This is a genomic window from Neorhizobium phenanthreniclasticum, from assembly GCF_040066075.1.
Taxonomy (GTDB): Bacteria; Pseudomonadota; Alphaproteobacteria; order Rhizobiales; family Rhizobiaceae; genus Neorhizobium; species Neorhizobium petrolearium.
This window is the reverse complement of the sequence record NZ_JBEAAL010000002.1, coordinates 173,078-186,000: the sequence shown is the minus strand read 5'-3', so window position 1 is coordinate 186,000 and position 12,923 is coordinate 173,078. Positions and strand designations below refer to the sequence as shown.

The 12,923-nt window shown below is 61.0% G+C and carries 11 protein-coding genes; all 11 read left to right on the top strand.

What is annotated here, in order from left to right; translation table 11 throughout:
* The first annotated feature begins 13 nt into the window (after positions 1 to 13).
* The 11 genes from ABK249_RS05005 (at position 14) to ABK249_RS04955 (ending at position 12,769) form a co-directional block, all read left to right on the top strand.
* On the top strand, positions 14 to 295 hold the full coding sequence (locus tag ABK249_RS05005; RefSeq protein ID WP_348862363.1) for a sarcosine oxidase subunit delta: 282 nt from the start codon (positions 14 to 16) through the stop codon (positions 293 to 295).
* Positions 292 to 3,249, top strand: a complete 2,958-nt coding sequence (locus tag ABK249_RS05000) for a sarcosine oxidase subunit alpha family protein (protein WP_348862362.1) — start codon at positions 292 to 294, stop codon at positions 3,247 to 3,249. Before ABK249_RS05005 ends, ABK249_RS05000 begins: the two co-directional genes overlap by 4 nt.
* 9 nt (positions 3,250 to 3,258) lie before the next feature.
* The gene (locus ABK249_RS04995; RefSeq protein ID WP_348862361.1) at positions 3,259 to 3,807 is read left to right on the top strand and encodes a sarcosine oxidase subunit gamma; all 549 of its coding nucleotides are present in this window, start codon (positions 3,259 to 3,261) and stop codon (positions 3,805 to 3,807) included.
* Positions 3,808 to 3,934: 127 nt separating this feature from the next.
* A complete protein-coding gene (locus tag ABK249_RS04990) occupies positions 3,935 to 6,361 on the top strand; it encodes a GcvT family protein (protein ID WP_348862360.1) in 2,427 nt (808 codons plus the stop codon).
* Positions 6,362 to 6,641: 280 nt separating this feature from the next.
* Complete coding sequence (locus ABK249_RS04985) at positions 6,642 to 7,544, top strand: branched-chain amino acid ABC transporter permease (protein ID WP_037149214.1); 903 nt, start codon at positions 6,642 to 6,644, stop codon at positions 7,542 to 7,544.
* Between the two features lies 1 nt (position 7,545).
* Positions 7,546 to 8,934 (top strand): high-affinity branched-chain amino acid ABC transporter permease LivM, encoded by a 1,389-nt coding sequence (livM, locus tag ABK249_RS04980; RefSeq protein ID WP_037149216.1) that lies wholly within the window; start codon positions 7,546 to 7,548, stop codon positions 8,932 to 8,934.
* Positions 8,934 to 9,812: an ABC transporter ATP-binding protein gene (locus ABK249_RS04975; protein ID WP_227703666.1), complete on the top strand. Its 879-nt coding sequence runs from the start codon at positions 8,934 to 8,936 to the stop codon at positions 9,810 to 9,812. The genes livM and ABK249_RS04975 overlap by 1 nt, the downstream gene beginning before the upstream one ends.
* A complete protein-coding gene (locus ABK249_RS04970; RefSeq protein WP_227703665.1) occupies positions 9,812 to 10,540 on the top strand; it encodes an ABC transporter ATP-binding protein in 729 nt (242 codons plus the stop codon). The genes ABK249_RS04975 and ABK249_RS04970 overlap by 1 nt, the downstream gene beginning before the upstream one ends.
* Positions 10,541 to 10,564: 24 nt before the next feature.
* Positions 10,565 to 10,918: a DUF6867 family protein gene (locus ABK249_RS04965; RefSeq protein ID WP_037149225.1), complete on the top strand. Its 354-nt coding sequence runs from the start codon at positions 10,565 to 10,567 to the stop codon at positions 10,916 to 10,918.
* A gap of 142 nt (positions 10,919 to 11,060) precedes the next feature.
* Complete coding sequence (locus ABK249_RS04960; protein ID WP_037149228.1) at positions 11,061 to 12,176, top strand: branched-chain amino acid ABC transporter substrate-binding protein; 1,116 nt, start codon at positions 11,061 to 11,063, stop codon at positions 12,174 to 12,176.
* Positions 12,177 to 12,475: 299 nt separating this feature from the next.
* Positions 12,476 to 12,769 (top strand): hypothetical protein, encoded by a 294-nt coding sequence (locus ABK249_RS04955; RefSeq protein ID WP_037149230.1) that lies wholly within the window; start codon positions 12,476 to 12,478, stop codon positions 12,767 to 12,769.
* Positions 12,770 to 12,923: the final 154 nt, after the last annotated feature.

The following is a 12,923-nucleotide window of genomic DNA, read 5'->3' as shown; positions in this document are numbered from 1 at the left end:
TCGAGAAAACCCAATGGCAAGCCTGATTACCTGTCCGCATTGCGGTACGAGACCGAAGGAAGAGTTTTCCATCCGGGGCGCTGCCGCGCCGAAGCGCCCATCTGCGACGGTGAAGGACGAGGAGTGGCACCGATACGTATATGTCCGCGACAATCCCAGGGGACGTTACCAGGAATACTGGCACCATGTGGCCGGCTGTCGTCGTTTCCTGGTGGTCGATCGCGACAACCTCACCCATGAGGTCTTCGGCGTGACCGATGCCTCCGATTTCGAACGGGCGAGGACGGCCGGATGACATCCTATCGGCTCGCTTCCGGCGGCACGGTCAATCGCGGCCAGTTGCTCAATTTCACTTTCGACGGCCGGACCTTCAGGGGATTCGAGGGGGATACGCTTGCGTCGGCGCTGCTTGCCAACGACCAGATGATGATGGCCCGCAGCTTCAAGTATCATCGGCCGCGCGGGGCGGTGACGGCGGGGTCTGCTGAGCCGAATGCGTTGATGACGATCGGTCGCGGCGCCCGCCGCGAACCGAATGCCCGAGCCACCGTGGTCGAGCTCTACAACGGGCTCGTGGCCGTGAGCCAGAACCGCTGGCCATCGCTGAAGCACGATTTCGGGGCGATCAACAATCTCTTCTCGCCCTTTCTTGGCGCCGGCTTTTACTACAAGACCTTCATGTGGCCGGCACTTTTCTGGGAAAGGCTTTACGAACCGCTGATCCGACACGCAGCCGGTCTCGGCAAGGTCGCCATGCAGGCCGATCCCGATCGTTATGAGAAATCCTGGGCGCATTGCGACCTGCTCGTCATCGGCGCCGGGCCGACCGGGCTGATGGCGGCGCTTGCCGCCGGTCGTGCCGGAGCGCGCGTCATCCTGGCGGATGAAGGCTTCAGGCTCGGCGGATCCTTGCTCGGCGAAAGCGCTTCCGTCGGCGGGATGACCGCGACGGACTTCGCCGGTACGGTGATCGAGGAACTTGCCGCGCTGCCGAACGTGACGCTGATGGCGCGCACGACCGTGTTCGGCTGGTATGACGACATGGTGTTCGGGGCGGTCGAGAGGGTGCAGAAGCATGTCGCTCCGCCGTCGCCGGACCTTGCCGTCGAGAGGCTCTGGCGCATCGTCGCCAAGCGCGCGATCCTCGCCTCCGGCGCGGAGGAACGGCCGCTCGTGTTCGGCGGTAATGACAAGCCCGGCGTGATGACTGCGGCGGCGGCGCGGACCTATCTCAATCGCTACGGCGTTGCCGTTGGGAGCAGGGTCGCTGTCTTCACCAACGGCGGCTCCGGTTATCGCACGGCAGCCGATCTCGTTGCCAGGGGCGTGGACGTCACGGCGATCATCGATGCGCGGCCGCAGTCCACCGATCCGGTGCCGCAGGGCGTGCGCGTGGTCCGCAACGGCTCGGTCGTCGCCACCAAGGGCTGGCATCGCATCGATGGACTGATCGCCGAACGCTCCGGGTTTGAAGAGGTGGTCGCCTGCGATGCGCTCGCCATGTCCGGCGGCTGGTCGCCAGTCGTTCACCTGATGTGCCAGCGCGGGGCAAAGCCCGTATGGTCGGACGAGAAACAGGCATTCCTTGCTCCGGATATCGGAAAAGCTTTCGTCGCGGCCGGCTCCGCCGCCGGATTCGACCGGATTTTCGACTGTCTGAAGGACGGGGCGAACAAGGCGACCGCGCTTCTCCGCGATCTCGGCTTTGCGGCCTACGAGGCTGATATTCCCGACGTGGAAGACGAGTACGATCCATCTTTCGCGCCGCTCTGGTACGTGCCGGGTGCGAAGGACAAGGCCTTCGTCGATTTCCAGAACGACGTGCATGTGGGCGATCTCGGGCTCGCGCAGCGCGAAGGTTTCCGCCATGTCGAACACACCAAGCGTTACACGACGGCGGGAATGGCGACCGACCAGGGCAAGCTCGGCAATGTCAACGCAGCGGGGATCGTGGCCGGCATGCGCGGCGTCTCGCCCGCCGAGATCGGCACCACCACCTTCCGGCCGTTCTACACGCCGGTTTCCTTCGGCGCGCTGGCCGGCACGGTCCGGGCCGAACATGCCGCGCCGGTCCGCACCTCGCCGTTGCAGAACTGGGCCAGGAAGAACGGCGCCGCTTTCGTGGAATCCGGACTCTGGTACCGCTCCGCCTGGTTTTCCAGAGAGGGAGAGAAAAGCTGGCGCGAAAGCGTAGACCGCGAGGTTCTGAACGTCCGCGCCAATGTCGGGCTCTGCGACGTCTCGACCCTCGGCAAGATCGAGATCTTTGGGAGAGGCGCGGCCGAACTCCTTGATCGCGTCTATTCCAACAGCTTCCTGAAACTGCCGGTCGGCAAGGCGCGCTACGGCCTGATGCTGCGGGAGGACGGCATCGTCTTCGACGACGGCACGACGAGCAGGCTTTCCGAAAACCACTATGTCATGACCACCACGACGGCCTATGCCGCCGAGGTGCTTGCCCATCTGGAATTTGCCGCCCAGACCTTCTGGCCCGAACTCGACGTGCGTTTCGTTTCCTCGACGGATCAGTGGGCGCAGATGTCGCTTGCAGGTCCCAAAAGTCGCCCGGTCATGAGCCGGATCGTACAGGACGATATTTCCGATGCCGCCTTTCCGTTCCTTGCGGCTCGTGAGGTGGTGCTGCAGGGCGGGCTGAAGGCGCGGCTCTTCCGCATCTCTTTTTCAGGCGAACTCGCCTACGAGCTTGCGGTGCCGGCGGGTTATGGCGAGGCTGTCGCCGATGCAATCATGGAGGCGGGCAGGGACGAGGGCATCTGCGCTTACGGCGTCGAGGCCTTGAACGTGCTCCGCGTCGAGAAGGGGCATGTCACCCATAATGAGCTCGAAGGCCGCACGACCGCAGATGATGTCGGGCTCGGCCGCATGATGGCGATGCAGAAGCCCGATTTCATCGGCAAGCGCCTTTCGATGCGCTTCGGGCTCACCGCCGCCGACCGGCTGCAGCTTGTCGGTTTGAAGGCCGTCGAGGCGGACAAGGAGATCAAGGCCGGGGCGCATCTGCTGAAGGACCAGGCAAAACCATCGCTTGCCAACGACCAGGGATTCGTCTCTTCCGCCTGTTTCTCGCCGTCGCTCGGCCATCATATCGCGCTCGCTATGCTGAAATCCGGCCGCGAGCGTTTCGGCGAGCGGATCCTGGTCTGGGACGGTTTGCGCGGCTCGGAGATGATGGCGGAAGTCTGTTCGCCGGTCTTCGTCGATCCCGATAACCTGAAACTCCATCTCTGAGGGCGGCCGATGTCGATCAATCTTCTCCACCGGCACGTGCTCGAGGATCATATTTCCGGTTTCGAGACCGATCCCAATCCGAACCAGCTGTCAGTCGTCCGGCGGCCGGTGATCTTCTCCGTACTTGCCCATGCCGGGCGCGAGGCAGCTGTGGCGGAAGCCCTGAAGGCAGCGAGCGATCTTGCGCCGCGTTTCTGCAGTCCGTCGGAATGGCTGGCCGTATCACAGACCGTGGGAGCGGAAACGATTGCGGGCCTGCTGTCGAATATTCCGGGTGCGTCCTTTGTCGACCAGAGCGACGGAAAGGTGCTCATGGCTGTCTCCGGACCGAGTGTCAGAAAAATCCTGGCGAAATGCGTGGCCGTCGACCTCCATCCCGATGTCTTCGCGGAAGGCCATTCCGCCAATATGCTGTGCTGCCATGTTGCGGCGAATGTCGCCCGCACCGGTGCCGATACATTCGAGGTCATCGTGCCGCGCTCGTTTGCCGGCTCGGTTTTCGACGAGCTGATGGAGACGGGGCGCGAGCACGCGCTGACGCGGGGCTTTTCCGACTAGCAATGGCGCGATCGGGATATTCGCTATGTCGGAAACGACAAATCCTGCTTCGCAGAACAGTCTATTGAGCCGATCCGAGAGCAACTAACCTCACTGGAAATCGCCTTCCTGAACGGAGACAGTTTCCATGAAAAGTCATGCCCGGGTTGTCGTCATCGGCGGTGGTGTTGTCGGATGTTCGGTCCTTTATCACCTTACCAAGTTCGGTTGGAGCGACGTTGTTCTGGTCGAACGCTCCGAACTCACGTCCGGCTCCACCTGGCATGCTGCGGGCGGCATGCACACGATCAACGGCGATCCGAACGTCGCCAGGCTGCAGAAATACACGGTTGAACTCTATAAAGAGATTGAAGCCTATTCAGGCCAGGATATCGGGCTGCATATGACTTCCGGGCTGATGCTCGCCGCGACCCCCGAACGCTTCGACTGGCTGAAATCGATTCTCGCGAAGGGCAAGTACAGCGGCATGGAGGCACACCTGCTTTCCGCCAGGGAAGCGCATGAGATGATGCCGCTCCTCGACCCGGACCAGTTCGTCGGTGCGGTCTTCGATCCGAACGAAGGCCATCTCGACCCCTACGGCACGACGCATGCCTATGCCAAATCGGCGAGGAAGAACGGGGCGGAAATCTATCTCCATACCAAGGTCGAGGAACTGGTGCAGCTTCCCGACGGCACGTGGCGGGTGATCACCGACAAAGGCGAGATCCGCGCCGAGCATGTGGTGAACGCGGCCGGCCTCTGGGCGCGCGAAGTGGGACGCATGGTCGGCCTCGAACTGCCGGTGCTTGCCATGGAGCACATGTATCTCCTCACGGAGGACATGCCGGAGGTCATCGAGTTCAACCGGACGACCGGCCGGGAACTCATGCATTGCGTCGATTTCGACGGCGAAATCTACATCCGCCAGGAACGCAACGGCATGCTGATGGGCACCTATGAAAAGGCCTGCCGGCCCTGGTCGCCGATCGAGACGCCATGGGATTTCGGCCATGAGCTTCTGCCCGAGGACCTGGAGCGCATCACCGGCGAGCTGGAGGTTGGCTTCCGGCATTTCCCCGCCTTCAACAATGCCGGCATCCGGAAAATCATCAACGGGCCTTTCACGTTCTCGCCGGATGGCAATCCGCTGGTCGGGCCGGTGCGCAGCATGACGAATTTCTGGTCGGCCTGCGCGGTGATGGCAGGTTTCAGCCAGGGCGGTGGTGTCGGGCTGGCGCTCGCCAACTGGATCATCAATGGCGATCCTGGCTTCGACGTCTTCGCAATGGATGTTTGCCGCTACAGCGATTATGCGACGCTCGCCTATACCAATGCCAAGGTGCGCGAGAATTATTCCCGCCGGTTCTCGATCCGCTACCCGAACGAGGAACTGCCGGCGGCGCGGCCGCTATTGACGACACCGATCTACGACAGGCTGAAGGCCGCCGGCGCCGTTTTCGGCACGTCCTACGGGCTTGAGACACCGCTCTGGTTTGCGCCTCCGGGTCTGGAGGACAGTTTCTCCTGGCGCCGTTCTGCCGATTTCGAGACAGTCGGCCGCGAGGCGCGAGCGGTGCGGACAGGCGTCGGGATGATGGAAACCTCCGGCTTTGCCAAATACGCGATCAGGGGTGAGGGGGCTCGCGATTGGCTCGATCAAATCCTTGCCGGAAAGATTCCGCCGGCGGGGCGCATGACACTTACCCCCATGCTCAATGAGGCCGGCAAGCTGATCGGCGATTTCACCCTCGCCAATCTCGATGACGAAGAGTTTCTGCTGATCGGATCCGGCATTGCCGAGGACTATCACATGCGCTGGTTCGAGAGCCATCTGCCAGACGACGGCTCGGTGGAGGTTGACGCCCTGAACCTCGGTCTCGTCGGTCTCTCCGTCGCCGGGCCGAAGGCGCGTGATGTGTTGCAGAAGCTCACGCATCTCGACCTTTCGGGTGCGGCCTTCCCCTTCATGGCAATCCGGGAGCTCGATCTCGGCATGGCGCCGGTGATCCTCGGTCGCGTCAGCTATGCCGGCGATCTCGGCTACGAAATCTGGATGAAGCCGGAATACCAGCGTTATCTCTTCGATCTCCTGATGGAGGCGGGGGCGGAATTCGGCATCACGCTTTTCGGACTGCGCGCGCTCAACGCGCTGCGATTGGAAAAGTCCTTTGGAAGCTGGGCTCGGGAGTACCGGCCGCTCTATGGACCGAGGGAAGCCGGCCTCGGCCGGTTCATCGCCTATGACAAGCCGTTGGACTTCATCGGCAAGACGGCGGCGCTCAAGGAAAAGGCCGAAGGTGGCGCGCTTCGCCTGGTGACCTTCACGGTGAAGGCGAAGGATGCGGACGTGATCGGCGATGAACCGATCTATTTCGACGGCAAGGTGCGCGGCTGGGTGACCTCCGGCGGTTATGCGCATGCTTCCGGCGTATCTGTCGCCATGGGCTACGTGCCGCGGGAGATTGCCGGAGAAATCCACGGCTGGCAGATCGAACTGCTCGGCGAGATCCTGCCGGCGACGCTGCAACCACGACCGCTCTTCGATCAAGACGGAGCGCGGATGCGCTCGTGATCCCTACATCCTTAGTCTAAGGTTAATGGAGGGGCGATCTTAAATTTCATAAAGCAAACAGTTTGGCTAATTTTTTGACAAAGTATGCCGGTTTTTTGGAATTTCTGATCTTCGCGGAGCCAGATTGTTGAGAAGTGCCGGGTTTTTGCCCGCCTCTCGGCTTTTTGTCTTCACATTTCTTACGAAACCGTTATGGAATGCGCCTAAGAACTCAAGAACCCGCAAGGGGCGTAAATACAAGAGGTGCGGCCATTCCAGGATCGCACCCAGGGGAAAGTATATGGAGTATTTTATCCAGCAGCTCATCAATGGGCTGACTCTTGGGTCCATCTATGGCCTTGTGGCAATCGGCTATACGATGGTTTATGGCATCATCGGCATGATCAACTTCGCCCATGGTGACATTTTCATGCTCGGGGGCTTTGCTGCTCTCATCGTCTTCCTGATCCTCACGTCCTTCTTCGCCGGCATTCCGGTGGCGCTGCTTCTGCTCGTCATGCTGATCGTCGGCATGCTGATGACGGGCCTGTGGAACTGGACGATCGAGCGTGTCGCCTATCGGCCGTTGCGCGGCTCGTTCCGGCTGGCGCCGCTGATCACCGCGATCGGCATGTCGATTACGCTGTCGAACTTCATCCAGGTGACACAGGGGCCGCGCAACAAGCCGATCCCGCAGCTCGTCACCGACGTCTACCATATCGGCGCGATCACCATTTCGCTGAAGCAGCTGATTATCGTGGCTGTCACGTCGGCTCTGCTCTTCGCCTTCTGGTACATCGTCAACAAGACGCCGCTCGGCCGCGCCCAGCGCGCCACCGAGCAGGATCGCAAGATGGCCGCTCTTCTCGGCGTCGACGTCGACCGGACGATTTCGGTCACGTTCGTGATGGGTGCCGCACTCGCTGCTGTCGCCGGCTCCATGTACCTGATGTATTACGGCGTCTCGAATTTCAACGACGGCTTCATCCCGGGAGTCAAGGCGTTCACCGCGGCCGTCCTCGGCGGCATCGGTTCACTGCCCGGCGCCGTCCTCGGCGGTCTGATGATCGGCCTCATCGAATCCCTCTGGTCGGCCTATTTCACGATCGCCTACAAGGACGTCGCGACTTTCGTGATCCTCGCCTTCGTGCTGATCTTCAAGCCCACGGGCATTCTCGGCCGGCCGGAAGTGGAGAAGGTCTGACATGGCTGCCCCATCTGAAAACACTTCGTCCGGCCTGATGGTGAAGGCCGTCAGGGAAGGCATCTTCGCGGGCATCATCGCCCTTGGCATGTTCATTCTCTATGTCGGCATAGAGACCTACCAGGACATCGACAATCGGCTCGTCTGGCGTACCCGCTGGGGATTGCTTGCGATCTTCGTGGCGGTCGCCGCGATCGGCCGCTTCCTCATGGTCGGCGTCATCAAGCCGCATTTGGATCGCCGCAAGCTCGCCAAGGCAAAGAGCGGCATCCTCGAAATCTCCGAGGAAAAGAGCTTCTTCCACAGGCACTTCCTCAAGATCGCGCTGATTGCGCTCCTGCTCTATCCGATGGCCTCGGTCTGGCTTTTCGGTACCCAGGGGTCGTTGAAATATGTCGACAACTTCGGCATCCAGATCCTCATCTACGTGATGCTTGCCTGGGGTCTCAACATTGTTGTGGGGCTCGCCGGCCTGCTCGATCTCGGCTATGTCGCCTTCTACGCCGTCGGCGCCTATTCCTATGCGCTTCTGTCGGCGCATCTCGGCCTGTCTTTCTGGGTGTTGTTGCCGCTTGCCGGCATCCTGGCTGCCCTCTGGGGCGTCATCCTCGGCTTCCCAGTGCTGCGGCTGAGGGGCGACTATCTGGCGATCGTCACGCTCGCCTTCGGAGAGATCATCCGCCTCGTGCTCATCAACTGGACGGATGTCACCAGGGGCACGTTCGGCATTTCCGGCATCAAGAAGGCGTCGATCTTCGGCATCTGGTCGTTCGATGTGGGGTCGCCGAACTACTTCCCCAAGGCTTTCGGTCTCGCCACCTCGTCCGCCTATTACAAGATCTTCCTCTTCTACGTGATCCTGGCACTTTGCCTGCTCACAGCCTATGTGACCATCCGTCTGCGCCGCATGCCGATCGGCCGCGCCTGGGAGGCGCTGCGCGAGGACGAGATCGCCTGCCGTTCCCTCGGTATCAATACGGTGACGACCAAGCTTACAGCCTTTGCGACCGGCGCGATGTTCGGCGGTTTCGCCGGCTCGTTCTTCGCCACCCGGCAGGGCTTCGTCTCTCCGGAAAGCTTCGTCTTCCTGGAATCGGCTGTCATCCTGGCGATCGTCGTGCTTGGCGGTATGGGCTCGCTCACCGGGATTGCCATCGCCGCCGTGGTGATGGTCGGCGGCACCGAACTCTTGCGCGAGATGGCATTCCTGAAACTCGTCTTCGGTCCGGATTTCACGCCTGAACTCTACCGCATGCTGCTCTTCGGGCTTGCGATGGTCATCGTCATGCTCTTCAAGCCGCGCGGTTTCGTCGGCACCAGGGAGCCGACGGCCTTCCTCAAGGAGCGCAAGGTGGTTTCCGGCAGCTTTACGAAGGAGGGTCACGGCTGATGGCCCCCGAGACGAACACGATGACTTCCACGACAATTGGCGACACCATCCTCAAGGTCGAGCACCTCTCGATGAAGTTTGGTGGTCTGATGGCTATCAACGACTTCTCCTTCGAGGCCAGGCGCGGTGATATCACGGCCCTGATCGGCCCCAATGGCGCCGGCAAGACGACCGTCTTCAACTGCATCACCGGCTTCTACAAGCCGACCATGGGCATGATCACGCTCAGGCAGAGGGATGGCCGCGAGCACCTTCTGGAGCGGCTCAAGGATTTCGAGATCACGAAGTCCGCGAAGGTTGCCCGCACCTTCCAGAACATCCGGTTGTTCTCGGGGCTCACGGTTCTGGAAAACCTGCTGGTCGCGCAGCACAACGTGCTGATGAAGGCATCCGGTTACACGATCCTCGGCCTGCTCGGCCTGCCGACTTACAAGAAGGCAGTCGGGGCGTCGATCGAGAAGGCGAAATACTGGCTGGACAAGGCCGATCTTACCGATCGCGCCGACGATCCGGCGGGGGATCTGCCCTACGGCGCCCAGCGCCGTCTGGAGATTGCCAGAGCCATGTGCACGGGCCCGGAACTACTCTGCCTCGACGAACCGGCCGCCGGTCTCAATCCGCGCGAGTCCGCAGCGCTCAACACGCTTCTGCATTCGATCCGCAGCGAGGGCGTTTCGATCCTGCTCATCGAACACGACATGTCGGTGGTCATGGAAATCTCCGATCATGTGGTGGTGCTGGAATACGGCCAGAAGATATCCGACGGTACGCCGGACCATGTGAAGAACGACCCCAAGGTTATCGCCGCCTATCTCGGCGTCGAGGATGACGAGGTGGACGAGGTGATTGCGGTAGAGCTTGAGGGAGGGGACCGCTGATGGCCGGTGAATCCCTTCTGAAGGTCCAGGGCGTCGAGACCTATTACGGCAACATTCGCGCGCTGGCGGGTGTCGATGTCGAGGTCAACAAGGGCGAGATCGTCAGCCTGATCGGCGCCAACGGCGCCGGCAAGTCGACCCTAATGATGACGATCTGCGGCAGTCCGCAGGCCCGTAACGGACAGGTCATCTTCGACGGAGAAGACATCACCCGCCTGCCGACGCATCTCATCGCTCGCAAGCGGATCGCGCAATCTCCGGAAGGCCGGCGCATTTTTCCGCGCATGACCGTCCTGGAAAATCTGCAGATGGGCGCGGGCCTCGATAACCTCAAATATTTCGCCGAGGACGTCGAGAAGATTTTTACGCTCTTCCCGCGCCTCAAAGAGCGCCAGAGCCAGCGCGGCGGTACGCTCTCGGGTGGCGAGCAGCAGATGTTGTCGATCGGGCGCGCGCTGATGGCGCGGCCGAAGCTGCTGCTGCTTGACGAGCCGTCGCTGGGCCTGGCGCCTCTCATCGTCAGAGGCATTTTCGAGGCGATCAAGAAGCTCAACCAGGAGGAGGGACTGACCGTCTTCCTCGTCGAGCAGAATGCATTCGCGGCACTCAAGCTTTCCGACCGGGCCTATGTCATGGTCAACGGCAAAGTAACGATGAGCGGGCCTGGCAGAGAGCTTCTCGCCAATCCGGAAGTGCGCGCCGCCTATCTCGAAGGCGGACGTCACTGACCGGGCCGCGAAGGGAGATTTGATATGCAGGGACTTTTCTTCGAAGACGATACCGGTGTCCGCTACGTCCTGCGCTTTCTCGTCATGCTGATCGGTTTCTGGACCGCCTGGCGTACCGGCAAGGCGGTCGCAGACGGCTGGAGCGGCCTGCCGACGGTGATCGTCTATACGCTCCTTCTCGGGGTCGTGATGCGTTTCATGCATTACGCGCTCTTCCAGGGGCCATTCATCAGCGCCTTTTACTACGTGATCGACGTGGTGCTTCTCTCGATCTTCTCGATCGCCGGATTCCGCCTGCGCCGGACGCGCCAGATGGTGCAGAATTACTACTGGCTCTATGAGCCGACCTCCGCTTTTTCATGGAAGAAGAAAGATTGACAGGTGGAGTTTTCTACCCTCAGATTGCTTCAGGTCGAGCCTCAAACTGAAACCTAGAGTGGAACAATTTCCGGCACGGTCATGGTGGGTATTGTGCCGGTTTTTCAAACCAAACCCGCTTTAAGAAACTGGGAGTAAATCAATGAAGAAGTCTCTTCTTTCCGCTGTTGCGCTGACGGCCATGGTCGCTTTCAGCGGCAGCGCATGGGCCGATATCCTCGTCGGCGTCGGCGGACCGCTCACCGGCCCGAACGCCGCCTTCGGCGCGCAGCTGCAGAAGGGCGCCGAGCAGGCTGCTGCTGACATCAATGCCGCCGGCGGCATCAACGGGGAAAAGATCAAGATCGTTCTCGGTGACGACGTTTCCGACGCCAAGCAGGGCGTTTCGGTCGCCAACAAGTTCGTCGCTGACGGTGTGAAGTTCGTCGTCGGCCACTTCAACTCGGGCGTATCGATCCCGGCTTCTGAAGTCTATGCCGAAAACGGCATCATCCAGGTCACTCCGGCGTCCACCAACCCGACCTTCACCGAGCGCGATCTGTGGAACACCTTCCGCACATGCGGCCGTGACGACCAGCAGGGCGGGGTTGCCGGCAAGTACATCGCCGACAACTTCAAGGACGGCAAGGTCGCTGTCATCCATGACAAGACCCCGTACGGTCAGGGCCTCGCCGACGAAACCAAGAAGGCGATGAACGCCGCCGGCGTCAAGGAAGTGCTCTACGAAGGCGTTACCACCGGCGACAAGGACTTTTCGGCTCTGATCGCCAAGATGAAGCAGGCCGGTGTCACGCTTGTCTACTGGGGCGGTCTGCACACCGAAGCTGGCCTCATCATGCGCCAGATGAAGGATCAAGGCATCAAGGCTCCGATGATGTCGGGTGACGGTATCGTTTCGAACGAGCTTGCCTCGATCGCCGGCGATGCCGTCGACGGTACGCTGATGACGTTCGCTCCCGACCCGCGCAAGAACCCTGCTGCCAAGGAGCTCGTCGAGAAGTTCCGCAAGGCTGGTTTCGAGCCGGAAGCCTATACGCTCTACTCCTACGCTGCTCTGCAGATCATCGCGGAAGCTGCCAAGAAGGCGGGTTCGACGGAAGGCGAGAAAGTCGCCGAAACCATGAAGTCCTCCGGCCCGTGGAAGACCGCGATCGGCGAGATCGGCTTCAACGAGAAGGGCGACATCACCCGTCCGGACTATGTCATGTACAAGTGGGGCAAGGGCGCCGACGGCAAGTACACCTATACCGAGATGTGATTTCGTTGCGGGGTCACCTGCACGAAAGAAGTCGCGGAAGCCCGGCATTGCCGGGCTTCCTTGCGTCTGGAACCGCCGCAGGCAGTCGGATGGTGATCGGGCATCGGGAACACATATAAAAAGGTCGATGCTGCCGAGCGCATTCATCTGTTACCTCGGCGGGAGGAGGATATTCCGTCGACATCAAACGAGGGGCCATAAACGAGGGGCCAATCGAAAATAAGCTGTTGGTACCGGACTTGGAAATTGCCGCCGTTGGTACATATTAACAAATGTCATCCAACGGGGGAGATCAGGTTATGGATTTAAGTGCCATTATTGCCCAGATCATCGGCGGTGCAGTCGGCGGAGCGGCGGGCGGAAAAATTCTGAAAGATTCTGACCTCGGTCAGATCGGGAATCTCATAGCTGGCGCAGTCGGAGGCGTTGGCGGCGGTTCTATCCTCGGCTCAATGCTTGGCGCCGGCGGCGCTGCGGCAGGAGGCATCGACATCGCGGCTCTTGCCGGCCAGCTCGTCGGCGGCGGTGTTTCCGGCCTTGTTGTTCAAATCATCGTTGGTCTGGTCATCAACAAGCTTTTCAAGAAAGCCTGACTGCAGCGACGCATCGAATGGAAGGGCAGGGAGGCAACCGTTCTGCTGCTTTCCCGTGATGTCGTCGCACGCAAGCTTTGATATCTGCTGCCCGGCGGGAGCAACGGCCCCGCTATGTAATCATTTGGCCGGACCGGCGCTCGGCGGACAGTTT

What these genes read in the sequence shown, in the direction of transcription:
- ABK249_RS05005 (WP_348862363.1), top strand. Translation starts at nt 14, where the DNA reads ATGGCAAGCCTGATTACCTGTCCGCATTGCGGTACGAGACCGAAGGAA.
- ABK249_RS05000 (WP_348862362.1), top strand. Translation starts at nt 292, where the DNA reads ATGACATCCTATCGGCTCGCTTCCGGCGGCACGGTCAATCGCGGCCAG.
- ABK249_RS04995 (WP_348862361.1), top strand. Translation starts at nt 3,259, where the DNA reads ATGTCGATCAATCTTCTCCACCGGCACGTGCTCGAGGATCATATTTCC.
- ABK249_RS04990 (WP_348862360.1), top strand. Translation starts at nt 3,935, where the DNA reads ATGAAAAGTCATGCCCGGGTTGTCGTCATCGGCGGTGGTGTTGTCGGA.
- ABK249_RS04985 (WP_037149214.1), top strand. Translation starts at nt 6,642, where the DNA reads ATGGAGTATTTTATCCAGCAGCTCATCAATGGGCTGACTCTTGGGTCC.
- livM (WP_037149216.1), top strand. Translation starts at nt 7,546, where the DNA reads ATGGCTGCCCCATCTGAAAACACTTCGTCCGGCCTGATGGTGAAGGCC.
- ABK249_RS04975 (WP_227703666.1), top strand. Translation starts at nt 8,934, where the DNA reads ATGGCCCCCGAGACGAACACGATGACTTCCACGACAATTGGCGACACC.
- ABK249_RS04970 (WP_227703665.1), top strand. Translation starts at nt 9,812, where the DNA reads ATGGCCGGTGAATCCCTTCTGAAGGTCCAGGGCGTCGAGACCTATTAC.
- ABK249_RS04965 (WP_037149225.1), top strand. Translation starts at nt 10,565, where the DNA reads ATGCAGGGACTTTTCTTCGAAGACGATACCGGTGTCCGCTACGTCCTG.
- ABK249_RS04960 (WP_037149228.1), top strand. Translation starts at nt 11,061, where the DNA reads ATGAAGAAGTCTCTTCTTTCCGCTGTTGCGCTGACGGCCATGGTCGCT.
- ABK249_RS04955 (WP_037149230.1), top strand. Translation starts at nt 12,476, where the DNA reads ATGGATTTAAGTGCCATTATTGCCCAGATCATCGGCGGTGCAGTCGGC.